Genomic DNA, 21,475 nt, shown 5'->3' with positions numbered 1-21,475 from the left:
GATTATAAAGTAAGTAGACGCGCAGTGCGTGCGAACCCAAGATCATGCTGTGATTCTTTTGGGGGCTTACATGAAAATTCAATGTCTATTGTCGCCATTCTCGCGAGCGGTTGCGTTTCGGAAAATCCGCGGGAGATTGTCAGACGGGCTGGTTATCTCACGACGGTGCCGCCCAGCACCAGCGTTGGTCCAGGTAACATCGTCTGGAAAAAGACCAATCGATATAACGACAAAGACGATATCTCGCTTGGTTACATCTGCTCTCCGGAATATGTGACGTTCCCTGGCAGCCCTGAAAAAGGGAGGGGCGAAATCAGTGATTTCGGGCGAAAGAAGGATTTCTCCTTCAATGCAGACAATCTGCAGAAACTCGGATTTTCAAGCAGCGCGCAATATGTGAACAACCTGACAATCAGGTTCAGCAATATCGAATATCTCGAATACGGCCTCGACAAACTCGAAGCCATAGAAAAGACGCTGGGGCCGGAGTGCCGCAATATCCTTCGGAAACAACGCAAGAAGCAAAATGCACATATTGTACGTTCTGCTTTCAAGGCGGATCTGGATTACGCCATTACATATAAGGCATCAACCAGCGCCTCCATCAAAGCTGCAATATTGAAGGAAATTGAAGCCGGGTTTGGCATTACCCTTGAAGGCAATCAGGGTCGTGTCGGCCGAGGCCTTTATTACGGTGTATCGGTGGACCCGCTATACTGAGTTCGAAAAGTCTTATCGGCAGTCATTTGACTGCCGATATCAGCGCCTTCGCATCTTCGCTATCCCACGCCGCCGGGCCGTTCATGGCGCCGAGCAGGCACCCGTTTTCGTCCAGCAGCAGGGTTGCGGGCAGGCCAAAGGCAAGGCCTTCCTTTTTGAGAACGTTGAAAACGCCCATGGAACTGTCGCGATAGTGCTTCAGGGAATCGATCTTGTATTCGTCCATGAAGGCTTTCGGCTTTTCATCCCCGCCCGTATCGATGTTAACAGCCACGACTTCAAAGCCGTTACCGCCCTTTTCCTTCTCCAGCGCGTTCAGCGCCGGCATTTCTTCCCGACAGGGCACGCACCACGTCGCCCAGAGATTGAGCAGCACCGCTTTACCCTTGAGATCGGCAAGGCTCATATCTTTCCCCTCTGGCCCTTTGAAGGAGAGCGGAATAACGCGCGGGGTGTCTGCCGCCGACATAGCCGCCACCTGGCCCTTCAGAAAGGGTTTCAGCGTCGCAATGCGGTTCGCCGCACCTTCACATAAACCGGCGTCGGCCACCGCTGCCCCTTGAACCGGGCCCTCAGACCCAATATGCCTGAACCAGACCGCGCCCGCACCGGCGAGCACACCGGCAACGGCAGCAATTGCAACCAATTTGGCGGAAGGAAGCCTGAATGGCCTTTTCTCTGTCATCGAATACTCCAGGGCATCACACATGGCTGACGGCACAGATCAGAAATCCTCCAACCAGATGTGGGGCGGGCGTTTCGCTTCCGGGCCATCTGCCATCATGGAAGAGATAAATGCCTCCATCGGCTTCGACAAGAAACTTTACGCCCAGGATATCCGCGGCTCTATGGCGCATGCCGCCATGCTGGCATCTAAAGGCATTATTTCGCCTGAAGATAAAGACAAGATCACCGAAGGCCTGAACACGATCCTGTCAGAGATCGAATCCGGCAGCTTCGAATTTTCCCGCAAGCTCGAAGATATTCACATGAATATCGAAGCGCGGCTTGCCACCCTCATCGGCCCGGCCGCCGGCCGTCTGCACACCGCCCGCTCGCGCAACGACCAGGTGGCGCTCGATTTCCGCCTGTGGGTCAAGGAAGAATTGCAGAAGACCGAAGGCATGCTGACGGCGCTCATCGCTGCCTTCCTCGACCGCGCCGAGGAAAACGCCGATACGGTGATGCCCGGTTTCACGCATTTGCAGACGGCGCAGCCTGTCACCTTCGGCCATCATTGCATGGCCTATGTGGAAATGTTCGGCCGTGACCGCGCCCGCGTACGCCACGCCATCGAGCACATGGACGAAAGCCCGATTGGTGCGGCCGCCCTTGCCGGCACCGGCTATCCGATTGATCGCCACATGACGGCCAAGGCGCTCGGTTTCCGCGAGCCGACCCGCAACTCCATCGACACCGTTTCCGACCGCGATTTCGCGCTGGAATTCCTGTCGATCGCCTCCATCTGCGCCACGCATCTGTCGCGTCTTGCCGAAGAGATCGTCATCTGGTCGACGCCGCAATTTGGTTTCATCCGGCTGTCGGACGCCTTTTCCACAGGCTCGTCGATCATGCCGCAGAAGAAGAACCCTGATGCCGCTGAGCTGGTGCGCGCCAAGACCGGCCGCATCAACGGCTCGCTGATCGCTCTCCTCACCGTGATGAAGGGTCTGCCGCTCGCCTATTCCAAGGACATGCAGGAAGACAAGGAACAGGTTTTCGACGCCGCCGAAAGCCTGGAACTGGCGATCGCCGCCATGACCGGCATGATCCGCGACCTCGAAGTACGCAAGGACCGCATGCGCGCAGCGGCGGGTTCAGGTTATTCCACCGCGACAGATCTGGCCGACTGGCTGGTGCGAGAAGCAGGTCTGCCCTTCCGCGATGCCCACCATGTGACCGGCAATGCCGTGGCGCTGGCGGAAAAGAAAGGCTGCGATCTCGCCGATCTTTCGCTGGAAGAATTGCAGGCCATCCACCCCGGCATCACCAACAGCGTTTTCGATGTTCTTTCGGTGGAAGCATCGGTCGCCAGTCGCACAAGCTTCGGCGGCACGGCTCCTTCGGAGGTGCGCAAACAAATCGCCTGGTGGCGCGGCCGCAACTGATAAAATCACGTTACGCTACGATCACAAGAAACAGGGTGCACAAGCGCCCTGTTTTTCGTTATCAGAGATGCACATATTTCCTTTGGACAGGCCCATGCTTTCAAAATCCGTGCGCAAACTCATCGTTCCCATCGGCATGACGCTTGCCGTAAGCCTCGCTCTCACCGCCTGCGGGCGCAAGGGCGACATCGATCCGCCGAGCACGCCGGTCGAAATGCGCAACAAGCGCGCCGCCGATGGCAGTGAGCCGAAGCCGGCAACGGCGGAACGGCCCTTCATTCTCGACAAGCTTCTCTGACGGGTAAAAAGCCGTGAACCATTTTGGCTATATCGACGGCGTGCTGCACGCCGAAAACGTGCCCGTGCCCGAGATCGCCAAGGCGGTCGGCACGCCCTTCTACGTCTATTCGACCGCAACCCTGGAGCGCCACTACAAGGTGTTCTCAGGTGCGTTTGCGGATGTGGACGCCATGGTCTGTTATGCCATGAAGGCCAATTCCAACCAGGCGGTGCTGAAGACGCTGGCAAAGCTCGGCGCTGGCATCGACGTCGTCTCCGGCGGTGAATTGCGTCGCGCTCTGGCTGCTGGCGTGCCGGCAAACCGCATCATGTTCTCCGGCGTCGGCAAGACGGTTGCGGAAATGGATTATGCGCTGGATGTGGGCATTTATTGTTTCAACATCGAATCCGAGCCGGAGCTGGAAGTCCTCAATCTGCGCGCCATCAAGGCGGGTAAGCGGGCGCATGTCTCCTTCCGCATCAACCCTGATGTGGATGCGCGCACCCACGCCAAGATTTCCACCGGCAAGAAAGAAAACAAGTTCGGCATTTCCTATGAGCGGGCGCGCGCCGTCTATGCCCGTGCCTCAACGCTGCCCGGCATCGAAGTGACCGGCATCGACATGCATATCGGCAGCCAGATCACCGAGTTGCAGCCTTTCGAAGACGCCTTCCGGCTGCTGCGCGAACTCGTCGAGGCCCTGCGAACCGATGGCCACACCATCAGCCACGTCGATATCGGCGGCGGCCTCGGCATTCCCTACCGCGACGACAACAATCCGCCGCCGCTGCCGGATGCCTATGCGCATATCGTCAAGAACGAGTTGAAAAGCCTCGACTGCAAGATCGTCACCGAGCCCGGCCGTCTGATCGTCGGTAATGCCGGCATTCTGGTAACGGAAGTCATCTATGTGAAGGATGGCGGCGAAAAGACCTTTGTAATCGTTGACGGCGCGATGAACGACCTCATCCGTCCGACACTGTATGAGGCCTATCACGGCATCCGCCCGGTGGTGCAACCGGCAGAGGATACGCCGCGCATCAAGGCCGATATCGTCGGCCCGGTCTGCGAAACCGGCGATTATCTGGCGCTGGACCGTGAGATGGCCGCACCGCAACCGGGCGATCTCATCGCCGTCAGTTCCGCTGGCGCCTATGGTGCGGTGCAGGCAGGAACCTATAATTCCCGCCTGCTGGTGCCGGAAGTGCTGGTCAAGGGTGACAAATTCCACGTCATCCGCCCCCGCGGTACGTATGAAGAGCTGATCGCCCTCGATTCCGTGCCCGCCTGGCTCGACTGATCCGCTTGCAGCCGATCACAATTGAGCGAAGCTGCCTAAAAAATGGGGGTGAGGGCTTGGCTGCCCTCGTCTTCGCCACAAAGAATGTTATCCTTGCCTCTGTGATATGGAGAACTCGCCGTTCCGGGAATGGCGTTGACGTGGCCAGAACCGGGAGAACGGATTGATGACCACAGCCGGAGAGGACAGGACAGGCAGAAAGCGCTCCACTGGCGCATTCGTGCAGCGGCCGGACCTTGCCCGCCGGTTTGCCGCCAAGCGTTTCTTCGCAAAAATCGTTCTGCTTTCGGAGAAGATCGCCCCGAAAACGCTATGGCCGCTCTCTATTGCCGCTCTGTTTCTGGCGCTTGCCTGGTTCGGCCTTTACCGGCACATGCCGGATTTTCTGCGGCTCGGCGTCGTTTTCGTGCTCGTGTTCGCCTTCATTGCCACTCTCCTGCCGATCGCGCGGCTGAAATGGCCGACTGACAACGACGCTTCCCGCCTTCTCGAAGATCGCAACGGTCTTGCACACCAACCTGTTGGAGTACAGGAAGACGAACCGGCCTTCGACACGCCTTTTTCCAGAACGCTCTGGAAGGAACACCAGATCCGCATGGCGGAGCGTATCGCCGCACTGAATGCCGGTCTGCCGAAGCCCGATATCGCCCGTTATGACCGTCTCGCCCTACGCGCCGTTCCCGCCCTTCTTCTGGCCGCTGCCTTCGGTTTTTCCTTTTCCAACGGCGCAGGCACGATTGCCGATGCCTTCCGCAGCCAACCGACCGTGGGTCCGCTCAATCCCGATATTCGACTGGATGCCTGGGTTACGCCGCCCTCTTATACCGGCCGCGCACCGATTTTCCTGACTGGGCGTGACGCGACCAACCGCGACGCGGTTTCCGTGCCGCAGTCCTCCAGGCTGACGATCCGCATGACCGGTGGTGATGGGGGCGAAGAAGTGACCTTCGAACCGGAAATGGCGGGCGCCCTGCAAAAGCTCGCTCCCGAGACAACCCGGGCCGACAGCGCGAGCGGTGATGTCTCGGTTCCGGCGCAGGCTCCTTTGGCGGATCAGCCCTTGGCACCGCGCACCTTCGCGATGGATGTCACCGAAAGCGGCATGATAACCGCCAATGGTGAGCAATGGTTGTTCAATGTCATCCCGGACCAGCCGCCCAGCATTGCCTTCGACAACATGCCGCGCCGCGCCGTCAACGGCGCGCTGGAAATCGGCTTCACCGCCAAGGATGATTACGGGTTGAAGGAAGCTCACGCGATTATTGAGCCTATCGGCGTTGCCGAAGGCGCGACAGCGCTTTACCCGCCGCCGGAATTCAAGCTCGATCTGCCGCGGCAGAACAATCGCGAGATCAAGGGGCTGACCAGCCGCAACCTGACCGAACATCCGATGGCCGGGAAACGCGTGCGTATTACACTGGTGGCGACTGACGGTGCAGGCCAGACCGGCCGCAGCCCTCCGCATGAAATGGTGCTGCCGGGCCGCAATTTCTCCGAACCGCTGGCTGCTTCAATTGCCGAACAGCGGCAGATTTTTTCGCTCGACACACGCCAGATGCCAAAGGCGATCGCCTATAACGAGGCGGTTGGAATGCGTCCGGAAGAGACCATTCCCAACACGACGCATTATCTCCTGCTGCAATCGGCGCAGACCCGCATGCGGCTCGCCTATAATGAGGAAATGCTGAAGGACACGGCGGATTACCTTTGGGAGATCGCACTGGGCATCGAGGATGGTGATCTTTCGCAGGCGGAAAGGCGCCTGCGCGATGCACAGACCGCCCTTTCCGAGGCGCTTCAGCGCAATGCCTCCGATGAAGAAGTGGCCAAGCTCATGCAGGAGCTGCGCGAGGCGATGCAGCAGTTCATGAGCGAGCTTGCGCAACGCATGCAGAATGCGCCGCAAGCCAACATGAACCAACAGGCACAGAACGTGCTGCGCCAACGCGATCTGGAAAACATGATGAACCAGATCGAGAATCTCGCCCGTTCCGGCAATCGCGATGCCGCGCAGGAAATGCTCTCGCAATTGCAGCGCATGATGAACAATCTGCAAGCCGGCCGACCGCAGCGTCAGGGGCAGCAAGGCCAGCAGCAGAGCAGCAAGATGCGCCAGCAGATCGACAAGCTAGGCGAAATCCTGCAGCAGCAGCAGAGGCTGATGGACGAAACCTTCAAGCTGGATCAGGCATTGCGCGACCGGATGCAGCGCGGTGATCCGCAGCAGGGCGGCGAAAGCGACGACCAGCAGATGGGCGAAAACGGCCAGCAACAGCCTCAGGGCCAGCAAGGCCAACAGGGTGAAAATGGCCAACAGGGCGGACAGCAGCAGACTGACCAGATGACCGCCGAGCAATTGCGCGAAGCGCTGAAAAACCTGCGGGCCCAGCAGGATGCCCTCGGCAAGCAGCTCGGCGAATTGCAGCAGGGACTTCGCGATCTCGGCATGGAGCCGGGCGAAAATTTCGGCAAGGCGCAGCAGGAAATGCAGGGCGCCGGTGAGGCGTTGGGCAGGAGCCAGGGTGAACAGGCCGTCGAGGGCCAGGGCAATGCGCTGAATGCGCTGCGCCAGGGCGCACAGGACATGATGGGCCAGATCATGCAGGCCATGCGCCAGCAGGGCCAGCAGCCGGGTCAGGGGCAGGAAGGCATGGCCGGTCAAGGCGGCCAGAACGGCCGCGATCCGCTCGGCCGTCCGCGCAGCACCACCGGCCCTGACTTTGGCGATCAGGTGAAGGTGCCTGACGAAATAGACGTGCAACGCGCCCGCGAGATTCTTGACGCCATCCGCGAAAAGCTCGGCAACAATCCGCCGGGTGAGGTGGAACGGCGTTATCTCGAGCGGTTGCTGGATATCAGGTGACGGTTAGCACAGGTAATGGTGCGCCTCGTTACATCCTTTTTCAGAAGCTAAAGTTTCCGTCATGCCGGACTTGATCCGGCATCCAGCAGACGCGCGTCTGCGCGGCGGAAAGAGTTCTTTCAGCCCAAGGACTTGGGCTGGCTGGATTCCGGCTCAAGGCCGGAATGACGGAGGTAGGGAACTGCGCTGAGCCAGGGGGCTGACCAACAAAAAAGGCGGCCCGACGGCCGCCCTTTAAATCTCTGCGCCCTTACCACTCAGGCCGCAAGCGCCCGCGCCACGGCCTTGCGAATATCCGGAAGCGCAAAAGGTTTGGAAACCACGTCCACGATCTTCGTCGCCAGATCATCCGCCCGTTCGCGCTGCTCGGCGTAACCGGTCATCAACAAAATACGCATGGCCGGGAAGCTTTCGGCGGCGCGGTGCGCCAGCTCGATGCCATCCATGACCGGCATGCGGATATCCGAAAGAAGAAGATCGAAACTGGTTTCCTGAAGCTTTTCCAGGCCCTGCTCGCCGTCTGCCGCCTCATGGGTCTCGTGACCGTCGAGACGGAGCGCCCGCGCCACGAAAGAACGCAGCGCATCCTCGTCTTCGGTAATCAGAATCTTCGCCATTACTCATTGCTCCTGGGCATCATTTCCAGCCGTGAGCAACATCGCAGGCTCCTCTTTTCAAGAGGTAAACACCCAGGCTTTGGCTGGGTGAATGGTTAATGAGGCGTCTCTTCGCTGTGCCGTTCCGGCACGGGAAAACTGCTCAGGCGTCGCCGGTGACAACGCCGACAAAGGGCAGCTCGCGGAACGCATAAGCGACATCCATGCCGTAACCCACCACGAAATAATCAGGACATTCGAAACCGACATAATCGGCTTCCAGATCTTCCTTGCGCTTGACTTTCTTGTCGAGAAGCACGGCGATGGTGACATTGCGAGCGCCACGTTCGTAAAGAAGTTCCTTGGCGAAGCGCAGCGTGCGGCCGGATTCGAGAATGTCGTCAATCAGCAGGACGTCGCGGTCTTTCACGTCGCTGTCGATATCCTTGACGATCCTCACGCCCTGCGAAACCGTGCCGGTGCCATAGCTCGACAGCGTAATGAATTCGACCTCGGGGGCAAGACCACTGTCGTGCAGCGCGCGGATAAGGTCGGCCGCGAAAATGAACGATCCCTTGAGCACGGCGATGACGAGCAGGTCCTTGGTCGGGCCGCTGGCAATGTGCTTGGCCATGTCGCGATTGCGCTCTGCAATCTGCTCGGCGGTATAAAGCGGCTCGATATTTTTTCCACGGACGACGGGCATTCTTACTCCTGTGCTGCGCCTTGCCGATTTTACCTTTCAGTAAAAATAGAAGACAGGCGTTAGCACAGTCAGCGTCCGGACGCACCCGCCTCAACGAAGGAAAGCTTGATCTCGGGCGTTTTTCCACCGGGATGGCGCAGTTTTGCCGAAAAACCGTGGCTGAAACCGGGCTGCATCTGTTTAACCGGCGGTTCAATGACCATGCTGGCCACCAGTTGTCCCTTGGCGGCAAAAAGGTCCGCGCGAAGGGCCGGCACCTCTTCAAGCTTGCCGCCGTTGTTCTCCACGATACCATTGATAAGCAGGATATCCATACCGCCCGCCTCCTGCGGCGTCACGGTGACATGGGAAATGGCGAGGGGGCTGACCGACGCTGCTACAGCGGTCTTTTCCGGCACCACCACGGAGAGGCCGCCTGAACAGACAAAAACAAGAATGGCGAGCCCCGCCACCAGCGCGGAATAAGCGTCCGCCGACAGGAGGGATAATCTGCGATCCAGCCAGCCGATGAAGGCGAGGCCAAGCACACCGATGGTGACAGGTGGTTTTGCCCCGTCCAGGGGCCTCGCGCCGCGATTGTCGTTTCCGGGCTGGCGCGGACGGTTTTCCTTGATGGTGACAAATTCCGCGTCTACCACGTCAACTGTCGGGTTTGCCGCCCGCGCCGTGCGGCGCAGCGGCGTCTCCGGCATCAGGAGGTCAAAATCGAATGCCGCTTGCCGGCGAGATGAACGGAACATAGCCATAGAATTCCTTGGGTGAGGTTTTCCGGCCCGCAAAACTGGGCATTGCAACGAATCCTGCCAAGTTTTAAATTTAAATGGTTAATGCTTCGCAAAAACCGCTCGCCGGGCGTCCCGAACCGGGGTAGACCGCGCCCTCCGGCTTCATCCCAGCGGCTTGCGAACCACCACGAAACGAAGAGACTGGAAGTCCGTTGATCCATTTCGAAAATGTCGGGTTGCGTTACGGCATGGGACCCGAAATCCTGAGGGACATGACCTTCGATATTCCCAAAGGGTCGTTCCAGTTTCTGACCGGCCCCTCGGGCGCCGGCAAGACGACGCTCCTGCGCCTGCTACTGATGTCGCTGCAGCCGACCCGCGGCAATATCCGCATGTTCAATCGCGATGTGTCACGCATTCCGCGCAGCGAGCTGCCGATGTTGCGCCGACGCGTCGGCATCGTGTTTCAGGATTTCCGGCTGCTTGATCATCTGACGACCTATGAGAATGTCGCCCTGCCGCTGCGCGTGCGTGGCAAGGAAGAAAGCGCCTATCGCAATGACGTGATTGAGCTTCTGAAATGGGTTGGGCTCGGCGAGCGTGTCAACGTGCTGCCGGCGATCCTTTCCGGCGGCGAGAAGCAGCGCGCCGCCATTGCCCGCGCGCTGATGGACCAGCCGGAAATATTGCTGGCCGACGAGCCGACTGGCAATGTCGATCCGCCGATGGCCAAGCGCCTTCTCAACCTGTTTCTGGAACTCAACCGGCTAGGCACCGCCGTCGTTATCGCCACCCATGACTTCGGCCTGATGGACCAGATCGATGCGCGCCGGATGATCCTGACCGAAGGGCGGCTCGACATCTATGAATGAGATCACCCGCAAACCGTTGAAGCCGGAAGCGGCGCAGCCGAAGCGTCCGCCCATGCGCATCCGCCCGATGGCACCCATTCTGCCGCCCTCCAACATTCAGGGCAATGCGCTGATGGTGGTCATCGCCATCATGGCTTTTCTCGCCTGCCTCACGCTCGGCGCCGTTTCCATGGTGCGCGCCACCGCCGCCACGTGGCAGAGCCAGATTTCCCGTGAGATCACCATCCAGATCAAACCCGAGGACGGGCTGGACATGAATGCAGCGCTGAACAAGGCGCGCAATCTGGCGCTCACCTTCGTCGGCACCCGCGATGGCACCATTCTTGACGATGCGGCGACATCGCGCCTGCTGGAGCCGTGGCTCGGCAGCGGGCTCGATCTCTCCGAACTTCCCATACCGCGTCTCGTCGTCATCACCATCGATGAAAACAATCCGCCCGATTTCCAGGCGATGCGGGATATGCTGAAGGCCGAGATTCCACAGGCATTTCTGGACGACCATCGCACCTGGGTCGACCGGCTCGTTTCCATGGCAAGAACCACTGTCATGATCGGCGTTGGCGTCCTCATTCTCGTGTTCACAGCCATGGTGCTGACCGTCGTATTTGCAACCCGCGGCGCGCTTTCCGGCAACCGGCACATTGTCGAGGTTCTGCATTTTGTCGGCGCGGAGAGCAGCTTCGTGGCGCGGGAATTCCAGAAACACTTCCTGAAGATCAGCCTCAAGGGCGCGGCGGCGGGCAGTGCGCTGGCAGCCGCCGTGTTCCTCGTCGCCGGTTTCTGGCAGTCGAGCACGGTCGCCACCCCCCAGAGCGACCAGGCAAGTGCGCTTTTTGGCTCCTTTTCCGTTGGCCTTGGCGGTTATTTCGGCATTGCGATGACGATGATCATCATCGCGCTTCTCACCACCATCACCGCACGCGTCACCGTCATCCGCACCATCGACGATATCGATCGTGTCCGGTCCGATCCGTCGAAAAGCGACGGCCTGGCGTCGTGATGACACGATGAATGTAGCGGAAAAACTGAAACCGTCACGAACGGGATGTAACCTGCGGACGGTGGACAAAAATGCCTGTTCCTTGCCTTAATCGGCGAGTAATCAGGAGGAATGTTTGTGAGTCGGACGGACCAGGATCAGGCAGCGACGCGACCGGCCCGAAAGGGGCTTTTGGCGCGGCGTGGTCCATTGCGCCGTTTTATCCGCGGCCTCATCCTGCTCTGCGTCATCGCGCTCGGCGCATTTTCCGGTGGTTTCCTGTGGTTTGCCGATTCTGTCGCCTCGATGCGCCCGCCCGAGGGTGCCAGAGGCGATGCCATCATCGTGCTCACTGGCGGTTATCAGCGCATCGAACAGGCGGTCGGCCTTCTGAGAGACGGCGTGGGCAAACGGCTTTTGATTTCAGGCGTCAACCCGGCCACAACCCGCTCGCAGATACGCAAGATGACGCAAGGGTCGTCCGATATGTTCACCTGCTGCGTGGACATGGGCTACAAGGCGATAGATACGATCGGTAACGCCAATGAGGCGGCGAGCTGGATACGCGATCACAACTACTCTTCCATCGTGGTCGTCACAAATAATTATCACATGCATCGCAGCCTTCATGAATTGCGCAGCGCCAGCCCACACACACAATTCATCGCCTATCCCGTCATCAGCGCCGATCTTGCCCGCACGAACTGGTTCGTGGAACCGGATGTGGTGAGAACCATGCTTTATGAATATCTGAAATTCGTGGCGGCGGCCGGACGTGACCTGACGGGCTTCGGCAAGGGCGATGGCCTGCGCAAGGCCACTGCCGATCACACTGCACCTAAAGTCACTGCAGCTTCCTCATAAGCATCCAGAAACACGCTTGCTGCCGCCCCTTGTTTTCGTGTAGGCGTCTGACATCGGCATCCGGCATCGAAACGCTAAAGACTTCGAACCGGCTGCGTCCCGGGAAGGCTGTTGATGCTCAAGCTGCGCTCTTTTCTTTTCAATACGCTGTTTTATCTCAACCTGATTGTCCGCATGATCGTGCTGACGCCGATCTATTTTATCCTGCCACGCAAGATCGCCTACGAAATCCCGAAGAACTGGGCGCGCTCCAATCACTGGCTGATGAAAACCATCGTCGGCACCACCTTCGAGATCGAAGGGCTGGAAAACATTCCAGAGACTGGCTGCATCTTCGCGCCGAAGCACCAGTCCTTCTGGGACACCTATGCGCTGCTGCCCAACCTTCCCGATCCGGTCTATATTCTAAAGCGCGAACTTTTGTGGATCCCGCTGTTCGGCTGGTACGCGATGAAACAGAGGATGATCCCGGTCAACCGCGCCGCACGCGGCAAGGTGATGCTGAAGGTGATGGAGCGCGCGAAAGAGGAAATGGCCGCGGGGCGCGAACTCATCATCTATCCCGAAGGGACACGCCGGCCGCCGGGCGCCGAGCCTGAATATCGTTACGGCATCGCGAGGCTTTACCGTGACCTTCAGGTTCCGGTCATTCCCGTCGCCATGCATCCGGGCCTCTTCTGGCCGCGCCGTTCCACCATGCGGTATCCCGGCCATTTCAAGGTGCGTATCCTGCCCGCCATCGAACCGGGGCTCGACCCCGATGTGTTCTTCAAACGCCTGATCGATGTCACGGAAAAGGCGAGCGACGAATTGCTGCTGGAAACCGTGCGCAACAATCCGCATTTGCCCTTGCCGCCGACTGCGGTGAAGCGGATTGCCGAACTTCAGGGCAAGGAATCAACGGCTGGCTGAGCGACAAGCGCGCCCACATTGGTAGCGATGCTCTCCAGCAAGGAATCGCGTATGCCCATGTCCTGCAGATGCTGCACGGTGTTGAAGACGTAATCCGTGTTCGGACCGGAGCGACCGGCCGCAGCCGCGATGATGGTGGCCGATTCGGCAACGCCGAGACCGCCGATATATTGTTCATGCGCGGGATCGGCCACATATGTCACGGCGCTGCCGCGCCGGCCGTCGGAAAGCGCGATCGAAACTACCCGCTCCTTGTAGACGTTCGTCACCAGTTCGCGCTCACGCAGATAGGCCATGACGGGATCATGATCCTTGCCCCGCACGCGAAAAGCGACGCCAAGACATGAGCCACCGCGTTCCAGCCCGAGAACGAGGCCGGGCTTTTCTTCCGTGCCTCTGTAAAAATTGGAGCTGATGCAGAGCGAGCGCCGATAACCGTGCAATCGTGCCTGCTGCCTCTCCTCAAAGGCGAAGCCAGGGTTCCACATTAACGAACCGTAGCCAAAGACCCAAAAATCGTCCATATCCCAAGCCAAATCAAAATTCCCTGAAGTCTGTTCATCGGAGATCAATATGGCAGCGTCAAGCCAATCCGGCACGGCCAAAAAATTCCTCTGGCTCGCCATCGCCATCCTCGTGGTTATCGGACTTTATACCGCCGGGTGGTTTTACGCCGCCGACAGGCTGAAGCAGACTGTCCTGAACGTGATTTCCCCCTCGCAGGCCCGCAGCGTCAGCGGCGAATGCAGCGATATCGCCTTCAAGGGTTATCCCTTCCGCATCGGCCTCTTCTGCGCGAAGGTGACGGTGGATGACAGCCAGAACGGCGTCTCCGCCTCTTTTGGCGAATTGCGCTCGGCGGCACAGGTCTACAATCCCGGCCATATCGTATGGGAACTCGATTCGCCTGCGGAAATCCGCTCGGCCCACGGCCTGACCATTTCGGCGGAATGGAAGAACATGCAGTCCAGCATCGTCACCAGGCTGAAGGGTATTGACCGCAGTTCACTCATCATCGACGGGCTAAAGGCGCAGGCGGTTTCCTCGGTCACCGGCCAGACCATCGACTTCGATGCCGCCAAGACGGAGATGCACCTGCGCCAGAACGGCGCCGATCTCGATGGCGCGATCACGCTCACGGACTCCGCGACCGTCATCAAGGACTGGCCGCAGATTCTTCCGCGCCTCAATGCCATTGCCGATGTCACGCTCGCCGGCAAAGCGGGCATGGTGGATGGCAGCGATACAGCTGGCCTTTATGGCGCAAGCGGCGAGCTTCGCCGGCTGGTCGCCGATATCGGCGAAGGCCGTGTCATGCGCATCAGCGGCCCCTTCTCCTTCGATAACGAGGGTTATCTCTCCGGCAAGTTCAAGCTGGAGATCGAAAAGCTCGGCGCGTGGTCTGACAATGCCAAGCAGGCGTTTCCACAGCTGCAATCTACCATCGACACGGCGCGCAAGCTGCTCGGCGCACTCGCCGGCGGCGGTGACAGGGCGTCCGTCGATCTCGTAGTGGACCGCGGCCGCGCCACGATCAGCGGCTTTATCCCGCTGGGCAAGATTCCGCCGATCTGAGGGTTGGCCCGTAATCGACGTCATCCTTGGGACAAGCCCGAGGATGACGAAAGCAAGGCTTTGACACTTTACCAGCGGTTTGATGGCCGGATCAAATCCGGCCAAGACTGTCGCCAGCGGCGCCCTACTTCTTCTGATCCAGCGCGTGACGACCGAAGTCGGGCGCATCGACGTCCTGACCTGCCTGCACGATGGAGCGACGAATAGCGCGGGTGCGCGAGAACAGCTCGAACAGCTTGTCGCCCTCTCCCCAGCGAATCGCCCTTTGCAGGGAGGCGAGATCCTCGGAAAACCGGGCCAGCATCTCAAGGATGGCGTCCTTGTTGTGCAGGCAGACGTCGCGCCACATGGTAGGATCGGAGGCGGCCAGACGTGTGAAGTCGCGGAAACCGGAGGCAGAATATTTGATGACTTCCGATTCGGTCACCGTCTCCAGATCATCCGCGGTGCCGACGATGTTATAGGCGATGATATGCGGCAGATGCGAAACAATGGCCAGAACCTTGTCGTGGTGTTCGGCATCCATTTCATCCACGCGCGAACCGAGCGCCCGCCAGAAATCCTTCAGCTTTTCCAGCGCCGCCGCGTCCGTGCCCGGCAGCGGTGTGAAGATGCACCAGCGGTCACGGAAGAGGCCGGCAAAACCGGCATCCGGGCCGGATTTTTCCGTACCTGCCAGCGGATGGCCGGGAATGAAATGCACGTTGTCAGGCATATGCGGCGCCATCTGTGCGATGACGGAAGCCTTGGTGGAGCCGACATCAGTGACAATAGCGCCCGGCTTCAGATGCGGCGCAATCTGCTGTGCGACGCTTTCCGAAGCGCCGACCGGCACCGAAACGATGACGAGATCGGCATCCTTCACCGCTTCCGCCGCCGAGACGGTATAATCCGCGCCAAGCGCCAGTTCCTCCGCCCGTTTCAGCGTATCTTCGCTGCGGGTGGAAATAGTCACATGGCGGGCGAGCCCCAGTTCCTTGATATCCCGGGCAATGGACGAGCCGATCAGGCCGATGCCGATCAGCGCGATGCGTTCAAACATGATCTCAGCCATCACGCCTGCCCCATGAACTCGGTGAGAGCAGCGATGACGCCAAGATTGGCCTCTTCCGAACCGATGGTCATTCTGAGCGCATTGGGGAAACCGTAACCGCGCACCGCACGCAGAATGTATCCGCGGCGGCTCAGGAACTCGTCAGCGTCCGTTGCCCGCTTGCCGTCCTGATCCGGAAAATGGATGAGGATGAAGTTGGTGACTGACGGCGTGACGGTGAGGCCGAGGCCGGTAAAGGTCGTGACCAGCTTTTCCATCCACACCGCGTTGTGCGCCACGGCTTTTTCGACGAAAGCCTGATCGCGGATGGCAGCGGCACCCGCTGCGATGGCCGGCGCGCTCATGTTGAACGGCCCACGCACACGGTTCAGCGCGTCGACGATGGCGGCCGGACCATACATCCAGCCCACGCGCAGGGCAGCAAGGCCATAGACCTTCGAGAAGGTGCGGGTCATCACCACGTTGCGGTTGCCGGAAACCAGTTCCAGCCCGGCCTCATAGTCGTTCTTGCGCACATATTCGGCATAGGCCGCATCCAGCACCAGCAGAACATGTTTCGGCAGGGCGGCCTGCAGGCGGCGAATTTCCGCAACCGGAACATAGGTGCCGGTGGGATTGCCGGGATTGGCGATGAACACCATTTTGGTCTTCGGCGTCACGGCGGCGAGGATCGCGTCCACATCGACAGCGCAATCCTTTTCCTTCACCGTCACCGGTGTCGCGCCCGCCCCCATGATCTGGATCTTGTAGACGAGAAAACCGTGTTCGGTGATGATCGCCTCATCGCCCGCACCCAGATAGACGTGGCAAAGCAGGCCAAGAAGCTCGTCGGAGCCGTTGCCGCACAGGATATTTGCGATGTTGAGGCCATGCACGTCGGCAATGGCCTGTCGCAACGCAATCGCCTGCCCGTCCGGATAGATTTCCAGGTGGCTGGCCGCCGTACTGAAAGCCTCGATGGCTTTCGGGCTTGGCCCGAGCGGGGTTTCATTGGAGGAGAGCTTATAAACCTTCGCAACGCCATCCACATGCTCCTTGCCCGGAACATAAGCGGCGATATCCAGAATACCCGGACGCGGAACAGGTTGGCTAAGCTCTGCACTCATTTGATCGACCTTTGGAAAGCGCCGGAGAACCCGGCAAAAGCAATGCCGGAGGCATTAGACCGGAATGGCTGCTTTGTCGAGGGTCAGCGCGGCTTTCCTTGGCTTGCGGCAGTGCGGGTGGTGGGCACCCCCTGTGGCGCGAGAACGGGCACGAAAACCCGGCGCGAGGCGCGCTGGGTCACTGGCAATCCCTGATAGAGACGTTTTTGCGCTTCCACCACGATGACGCCGGAAAACAGCGGCCAGAGACGACGGCCGGTATGTTCGAGGTAACGGCGGAATTTCAGCACCGGCCGGCTTGTGGTGGGCGGAAAGAACAGCGCCTCGGCGGTGGCGCCCGGCGTGAAATTGGTTTCGCGCAACAGCGCCGTCAGCTGCCCGCGCGAATAGGGCCGGCCGGAACCGAAAGGCGTGTGTTCCATGCGCGCCCAGACGCCGCGGCGGTTCGGCACCACGATGACCAGGCGGCCGCCCGGCGCCAGTACCCGCCATAGTTCCTTGAGGCTTTCCCGCGGATTTTCGGCAAATTCCAGCGCATGCACCATGAGAACCCGGTCTATCGACGAATCGGGCAGCGGCAATTCCTCATCGAACACCAGCGCGGTGGAGGAAAGCTCGCCCGCCGGCCAGTTCACCGCCCCCTGCCCGGCCGGCATGAAGGCGAAGGTGCGCTCCGTATCGCGGCGGAACCGGTCCAGAAACGGCACGGCATAACCGAGGCCCACCAGCCGCTCTTCCGGCAAGGGGGGCCACAGCGTCGAAAGCGCCATGGTGATCGCCTGCTCGGCAGAGCGGCCAAGCGGAGAATGATAGAATTCGCGCAGATCGACGATATCGGTATTCATGGGCGAGAATGTAGCATCAGGCGGTTGGACTTCAAGGCGTCTGCCCTTACATTGGAAGTCAGTTGGGAAAGTCAGGCAGGCGAATGCGCCGGTTTTGGCCGGCAAATGGAGAGGATACGATGAAACCTTTGGAAATAGACGTCTTTCTTTGCCGCAGCGACAATTTCGGGGTTCTGTTGCACGACCCCGAAAGCGGGGCGACTGCCGCCATCGACGCGCCGGAAGAAGGCCCTATCCTGCACGCTCTCGACGGCCACGGCTGGAAGCTCACCCATATTTTCACCACGCATCACCATCAGGACCATGTGGAAGCCAATCTTGCGCTGAAAGACAAGTTTCAGTGCGAAATTTACGGCCCTTACGATGAGGCCGTGGCCATACCGGGGCTCGACCGCTCGCAGGCCGATGGCGACGAATTCGAATTCGCCGGCCGCCGCGTTCAGATCATCGCCACACCCGGCCATACGGCGGGGCATATCTGTTATTATATGCCGGATGACGGGCTGCTGTTTGCCGCTGATACGCTGTTTGCCATGGGCTGCGGCCGCCTTTTCGAACGCCCGGCGGCGGATATGTGGCATTCCTTCCAGAAGCTGATGGCTTTGCCGGAAGAGACCAAGGTCTATTTCGGCCATGAATACACGCTGAGCAATGCCCGCTTTGCCCTGACCGTCGACCCCGATAATGCCGCGCTGCGTGACCGCGCGGAAAAGGTGGAAAAGGCACGGCAGGCGAATGAATTCACGATTCCCACCACCATCGGGCTCGAAAAACAGACCAACCCCTATATGCGGGTGGCGGATACCGGCATTCGCAAAAATCTTGGTCTGGAAAGCGCCACCGATGCCGACGTCTTCGCGGAAATCCGCACGCGCAAGGATAATTTCTGATGGGAACGGATATATCTGCGCAGGCGATCATTCGTGAACTGGGGCTGGAGCCGCATCCCGAGGGCGGTTTTTACCACCAGACTTTCCGTGACAAGGCCGGCGGCGATCGCGGTCATTCGACGGCCATCTATTATCTCCTGGAAAAAGGCGATCGCTCGCACTGGCATCGGGTAACCGATGCGGTGGAAGTCTGGCACTATTATGCCGGCGCGCCGATCGCGCTGCATCTTTCGCAGGATGGCCGGGAAGTGCAGACCTTCACGCTCGGCCCTGCCATTCTGGAAGGCGAGCGCCCGCAGGTCATCGTTCCCGCCAATTGCTGGCAGTCGGCCGAAAGCCTCGGTGATTATACCCTCGTCGGCTGCACCGTCTCGCCGGGCTTTGCCTTTTCGAGTTTCGTCATGGCCGAACCCGGCTGGTCGCCTGGGGATGCGCAGTAACTTTCAGAGCAATGCTGGCAGCGGGATGAGGAGGCAAAGCGAGAGCTTGCCCTCTCATCCGACCCTTCGGGCCACCCTCTCCCTGGCGGCGAGAAAAAATACGCCGCAACGTCTGCTTTTCTTACACTATCATCAGCCTTAGTCAGCCGCCGTATTTCGTGGCGGTGATGTAGACCTGTCCCACCCGCGTCGGGATGATCGCATAAACAGGCGCATAGACATCCATGTTGTTCGACTTGGCGAACCAGATCTCCATCGAAATGGATTTCAGATATTCGATATCCTTGCGCCCCTGCCGGTAACCCGACTTCGGCACATAACGCGCCTTGCAGACGATGGCGTCGCCATTAAAACCATTGGTCTTGAACGGCTTGGTGCCGCTGGAGCTCAAAACGAGATCGAGTCGCGATTCGCCGTCATAGATCGGCAGGCGAGTCGGGCAGATGCGGCCGCCCGCGGGAATGATGAGACCGGAAATCGGATCGAGAACCGAGCGCAGGTCGCGGTCCTTGACATCAACCCAATTGTCCGGCCGTGTCTTCGGCTCCGGTTTCACCGTTGTCGATGTCACGTTGCCGTTGCGATAGACGACGTCATAGGTGCGCACGCGTTTGCCGTCCTTATAGACCAGCGAATACTCGTTGGCCTGCAGCCGGTGGCCACGTCTCGCGCCGGAAACGGTCGTCTTGCCGGAAATATCTTTGAGAATGCTGGCAAGACCGGCGGCGCTGAAGGACCCGGAGATCGAATAATTTGGTCCATCCATGCGAGTCGAAAAACTCGCTTTGGCAATCGGCAAAATGCCGAGATTGATGCTGTATTCGCTTGTGTGGCGCGCTTCGGCAGCGAGCGAGGGGGAGACGCCCGCTAACGCCATTGTCGCGGCCACGAAAATGCTTTTTCCTCTGGCAATCATTTCGATATCACCTTAAAAGAGGCGCGGAAGCGGCCTTATCGGGCGATGATATACGCCGACTTGTGGCAATAAAAAAGCGGATGCCGGTTGAAAACACCGGAATTTCCTTTCATTTGCTCGCGAGCGGCTTGACTGTTAAGTCTCGTCTGACTATAGAACCGCAACTTTCCAATCATGGCCAGTTGGATTGCCACCCCGGTTTTGCCGGTGGCGAGCCAGTGGTGAAACAGACGAAACGAAATAGGTGTACCCATGTCCCGTGTATGCGAATTGACCGGCAAGGGCGTCCAGACGGGCAACAACGTCAGCCACGCCAACAACAAGACCAAGCGCCGGTTCCTTCCGAACCTTTGCCAGGTTACGTTGATCTCCGATGCTCTCGGCCAGCGTTTCCGCCTGCGTGTTTCCGCAGCCGCTCTGCGCTCCGTTGAACACCGTGGCGGCCTCGATGCCTTCCTTCTGAAGTCCGGCGAAAACGAACTGAGCATGCGCGCTCGTCTCCTGCGCCGCCAGATCGCCAAGAAGACGGCTGAAGCTGCTTAATAGCAGTTTCGACATCATCGACATTCGGAAGGCTTGACTGGCTTTGGCCGCTCAAGCCTTTTGCTTGTTTAATCCGGTTCCAACTGGTGGCATCACCCAGGATAAAAAAATGCTCTACCTGCGCTATACGCTTATCTATGTCGTGCTGATGACCCTCGTGGTCGTTGCGTCCAATATTCTGGTGCAATATCCGCTTTCCGGTTCGCTGTTCGGCATCAATCTCGGCGACCTACTGACCTGGGGTGCCTTCACCTATCCAATCGCCTTCCTTGTCACGGACCTGACGAACCGCCAGTTTGGCCCATCCATAGCGCGCCGCGTCGTGCTTGCTGGCTTCGTCGTCGGGGTCACGCTGTCCTTCTGGACATCCATTCCACGCATTGCAGTCGCCTCTGGGACGGCTTATCTGATCGGCCAGCTGCTAGACATTTCCGTGTTCAACCGCCTGCGCCGCCAGCGCTGGTGGCATGCGCCGCTGGCCGGCTCCATGCTGGGTTCGGTGCTGGATACGGCGCTCTTCTTCTCCATCGCCTTTGCGGCAAGCTTCTCCTTCGTCGGCCCCAACGATGCCTTCGCCATCGAAAACGCTCCCATCCTCGGTGTCTTCGCCGTGGAAGCGCCCCGTTGGATTTCATGGGCCCTGGGTGATCTTTCGGTGAAGGTTCTCGTCGGCCTTGTCATGCTCCTGCCTTACGGCGCGCTGATGAACACGCTGAAGCCGATGCCGGGCGCCGTCAAAACCGGCCGCGTTTGAGACCGTCAAGCGCGGATGAAATCGCGCTTGCAAGCCAGCCGTCAGCATTGCAGTCTGTCGTCCGTGGCACAGCGCGGAGGCAGGTAGACATGCAGATCAAGGACGTTATCGACATTGTAGAGGCCGCCAGCGCTACGCTTTCAGGCTCAACCTTCAATGACGTCAATCTTTCCGGCACGGTCTTCGACAACGTCAATCTTTCTGGGGCGAGCTTCAACAATATCAATTTGTCGGGTGCGTCGTTCACGGATAACAACATGTCCGGCTGGTCGATCGATGACGTCAATTTTTCCGGTCTGAAACTGAGCAACTCAAATCTGTCCGGTGCGCAGATAACGTCATGCCGAATGACCGGCATGAAGATCGACGGCATTCCCGTCGAGGATCTGATGGCTGCCTACAAGGCGGCACAGCAGCAGACTTGATT

General features: G+C 59.3%; 24 protein-coding genes. 15 read left to right on the top strand and 9 right to left on the bottom strand.

Going from position 1 to position 21,475, the window contains the following annotated elements:
• The first annotated feature begins 81 nt into the window (after positions 1–81).
• Positions 82–720, top strand: a complete 639-nt coding sequence (locus AGR2A_RS21230; protein ID WP_072493216.1) for a hypothetical protein — start codon at positions 82–84, stop codon at positions 718–720.
• 22 nt (positions 721–742) lie between these two features.
• On the opposite strand, the gene tlpA is transcribed toward AGR2A_RS21230, so the two are convergent.
• On the bottom strand, positions 743–1,405 hold the full coding sequence (gene tlpA, locus AGR2A_RS21225) for a thiol:disulfide interchange protein TlpA (RefSeq protein ID WP_072493436.1): 663 nt from the start codon (positions 1,403–1,405) through the stop codon (positions 743–745).
• 22 nt (positions 1,406–1,427) lie between these two features.
• Here tlpA and argH point away from each other — a divergent pair, with 22 nt between their 5' ends.
• The 4 genes from argH to AGR2A_RS21205 all read left to right on the top strand — a co-directional run bounded on the left by argH (position 1,428) and on the right by AGR2A_RS21205 (position 7,271).
• Positions 1,428–2,828, top strand: a complete 1,401-nt coding sequence (argH, locus tag AGR2A_RS21220) for an argininosuccinate lyase (protein ID WP_034497212.1) — start codon at positions 1,428–1,430, stop codon at positions 2,826–2,828.
• Between the two features lie 94 nt (positions 2,829–2,922).
• Entirely contained in the window at positions 2,923–3,126 is a 204-nt protein-coding gene (lptM, locus tag AGR2A_RS21215) for an LPS translocon maturation chaperone LptM (protein ID WP_072493217.1), read from the top strand.
• Positions 3,127–3,139: 13 nt separating this feature from the next.
• The gene (gene lysA, locus AGR2A_RS21210) at positions 3,140–4,408 is read left to right on the top strand and encodes a diaminopimelate decarboxylase (RefSeq protein WP_072493218.1); all 1,269 of its coding nucleotides are present in this window, start codon (positions 3,140–3,142) and stop codon (positions 4,406–4,408) included.
• A 166-nt stretch (positions 4,409–4,574) separates the two neighbouring features.
• Complete coding sequence (locus AGR2A_RS21205) at positions 4,575–7,271, top strand: TIGR02302 family protein (RefSeq protein ID WP_072493219.1); 2,697 nt, start codon at positions 4,575–4,577, stop codon at positions 7,269–7,271.
• Positions 7,272–7,528: 257 nt separating this feature from the next.
• Here AGR2A_RS21205 and AGR2A_RS21200 read toward each other — a convergent pair whose 3' ends face one another.
• The 3 genes from AGR2A_RS21200 to AGR2A_RS21190 all read right to left on the bottom strand — a co-directional run bounded on the left by AGR2A_RS21200 (position 7,529) and on the right by AGR2A_RS21190 (position 9,313).
• Positions 7,529–7,888: a response regulator gene (locus tag AGR2A_RS21200; RefSeq protein WP_004445642.1), complete on the bottom strand. Its 360-nt coding sequence runs from the start codon at positions 7,886–7,888 to the stop codon at positions 7,529–7,531.
• A gap of 142 nt (positions 7,889–8,030) precedes the next feature.
• Positions 8,031–8,573 (bottom strand): hypoxanthine phosphoribosyltransferase, encoded by a 543-nt coding sequence (gene hpt, locus AGR2A_RS21195; protein WP_004445644.1) that lies wholly within the window; start codon positions 8,571–8,573, stop codon positions 8,031–8,033.
• A gap of 68 nt (positions 8,574–8,641) precedes the next feature.
• Positions 8,642–9,313, bottom strand: coding sequence for a DUF3426 domain-containing protein (locus AGR2A_RS21190; RefSeq protein WP_034497223.1), 672 nt, complete (start codon positions 9,311–9,313; stop codon positions 8,642–8,644).
• Positions 9,314–9,510: 197 nt separating this feature from the next.
• On the opposite strand from AGR2A_RS21190, the gene ftsE reads away from it, so the two are divergent.
• The 4 genes from ftsE to AGR2A_RS21170 all read left to right on the top strand — a co-directional run bounded on the left by ftsE (position 9,511) and on the right by AGR2A_RS21170 (position 12,925).
• A complete protein-coding gene (gene ftsE / locus AGR2A_RS21185) occupies positions 9,511–10,170 on the top strand; it encodes a cell division ATP-binding protein FtsE (RefSeq protein ID WP_004445648.1) in 660 nt (219 codons plus the stop codon).
• The gene (locus AGR2A_RS21180) at positions 10,163–11,170 is read left to right on the top strand and encodes a cell division protein FtsX (protein ID WP_004445649.1); all 1,008 of its coding nucleotides are present in this window, start codon (positions 10,163–10,165) and stop codon (positions 11,168–11,170) included. The genes ftsE and AGR2A_RS21180 overlap by 8 nt, the downstream gene beginning before the upstream one ends.
• A gap of 111 nt (positions 11,171–11,281) precedes the next feature.
• Positions 11,282–12,013 (top strand): YdcF family protein, encoded by a 732-nt coding sequence (locus AGR2A_RS21175; protein ID WP_035209126.1) that lies wholly within the window; start codon positions 11,282–11,284, stop codon positions 12,011–12,013.
• Between the two features lie 114 nt (positions 12,014–12,127).
• Positions 12,128–12,925 (top strand): lysophospholipid acyltransferase family protein, encoded by a 798-nt coding sequence (locus AGR2A_RS21170; protein ID WP_004445653.1) that lies wholly within the window; start codon positions 12,128–12,130, stop codon positions 12,923–12,925.
• Here the strand turns inward: AGR2A_RS21170 and AGR2A_RS21165 are convergent.
• Entirely contained in the window at positions 12,898–13,449 is a 552-nt protein-coding gene (locus AGR2A_RS21165) for a gamma-glutamylcyclotransferase (RefSeq protein WP_072493267.1), read from the bottom strand. The two genes, AGR2A_RS21170 and AGR2A_RS21165, sit on opposite strands and share 28 nt — an antisense overlap.
• A 49-nt stretch (positions 13,450–13,498) precedes the next feature.
• Between AGR2A_RS21165 and AGR2A_RS21160 the strand changes: the two genes are divergently transcribed.
• On the top strand, positions 13,499–14,500 hold the full coding sequence (locus AGR2A_RS21160) for a DUF2125 domain-containing protein (RefSeq protein ID WP_072493268.1): 1,002 nt from the start codon (positions 13,499–13,501) through the stop codon (positions 14,498–14,500).
• A gap of 124 nt (positions 14,501–14,624) precedes the next feature.
• Here the strand turns inward: AGR2A_RS21160 and AGR2A_RS21155 are convergent, their stop codons facing one another.
• The 3 genes from AGR2A_RS21155 to AGR2A_RS21145 form a co-directional block, all read right to left on the bottom strand.
• Positions 14,625–15,554, bottom strand: a complete 930-nt coding sequence (locus tag AGR2A_RS21155) for a prephenate/arogenate dehydrogenase family protein (RefSeq protein ID WP_072493269.1) — start codon at positions 15,552–15,554, stop codon at positions 14,625–14,627.
• Positions 15,554–16,660: a histidinol-phosphate transaminase gene (gene hisC / locus AGR2A_RS21150; protein WP_072493270.1), complete on the bottom strand. Its 1,107-nt coding sequence runs from the start codon at positions 16,658–16,660 to the stop codon at positions 15,554–15,556. The genes AGR2A_RS21155 and hisC overlap by 1 nt, the downstream gene beginning before the upstream one ends.
• A gap of 83 nt (positions 16,661–16,743) precedes the next feature.
• Entirely contained in the window at positions 16,744–17,505 is a 762-nt protein-coding gene (locus AGR2A_RS21145) for a class I SAM-dependent methyltransferase (RefSeq protein ID WP_044459158.1), read from the bottom strand.
• Positions 17,506–17,624: 119 nt separating this feature from the next.
• Here AGR2A_RS21145 and gloB point away from each other — a divergent pair, with 119 nt between their 5' ends.
• Both gloB and AGR2A_RS21135 read left to right on the top strand, forming a co-directional pair.
• The gene (gene gloB, locus AGR2A_RS21140; RefSeq protein WP_037092757.1) at positions 17,625–18,395 is read left to right on the top strand and encodes a hydroxyacylglutathione hydrolase; all 771 of its coding nucleotides are present in this window, start codon (positions 17,625–17,627) and stop codon (positions 18,393–18,395) included.
• Positions 18,395–18,835 carry a cupin domain-containing protein gene (locus AGR2A_RS21135; protein ID WP_004445662.1) on the top strand — a complete coding sequence of 147 codons (441 nt, stop codon included), beginning with the start codon at positions 18,395–18,397 and terminating at the stop codon, positions 18,833–18,835. The genes gloB and AGR2A_RS21135 overlap by 1 nt, the downstream gene beginning before the upstream one ends.
• Positions 18,836–18,977: 142 nt before the next feature.
• On the opposite strand, the gene AGR2A_RS21130 is transcribed toward AGR2A_RS21135, so the two are convergent.
• Positions 18,978–19,751: a DUF3108 domain-containing protein gene (locus AGR2A_RS21130; protein WP_004445663.1), complete on the bottom strand. Its 774-nt coding sequence runs from the start codon at positions 19,749–19,751 to the stop codon at positions 18,978–18,980.
• A gap of 252 nt (positions 19,752–20,003) precedes the next feature.
• On the opposite strand from AGR2A_RS21130, the gene rpmB reads away from it, so the two are divergent.
• The 3 genes from rpmB (at position 20,004) to AGR2A_RS21115 (ending at position 21,473) form a co-directional block, all read left to right on the top strand.
• The gene (rpmB, locus tag AGR2A_RS21125) at positions 20,004–20,294 is read left to right on the top strand and encodes a 50S ribosomal protein L28 (protein ID WP_003509888.1); all 291 of its coding nucleotides are present in this window, start codon (positions 20,004–20,006) and stop codon (positions 20,292–20,294) included.
• Positions 20,295–20,403: 109 nt separating this feature from the next.
• The gene (locus tag AGR2A_RS21120; protein WP_004445666.1) at positions 20,404–21,048 is read left to right on the top strand and encodes a queuosine precursor transporter; all 645 of its coding nucleotides are present in this window, start codon (positions 20,404–20,406) and stop codon (positions 21,046–21,048) included.
• Positions 21,049–21,137: 89 nt separating this feature from the next.
• Positions 21,138–21,473 carry a pentapeptide repeat-containing protein gene (locus AGR2A_RS21115; RefSeq protein ID WP_006697146.1) on the top strand — a complete coding sequence of 112 codons (336 nt, stop codon included), beginning with the start codon at positions 21,138–21,140 and terminating at the stop codon, positions 21,471–21,473.
• The last annotated feature ends 2 nt before the right edge of the window (positions 21,474–21,475 follow it).

The organism is Agrobacterium genomosp. 2 str. CFBP 5494 (assembly GCF_900013495.1).
In the GTDB taxonomy this organism is placed as follows: domain Bacteria; phylum Pseudomonadota; class Alphaproteobacteria; order Rhizobiales; family Rhizobiaceae; genus Agrobacterium; species Agrobacterium pusense.
This window is presented reverse-complemented; position numbering and strand designations above follow the sequence as displayed.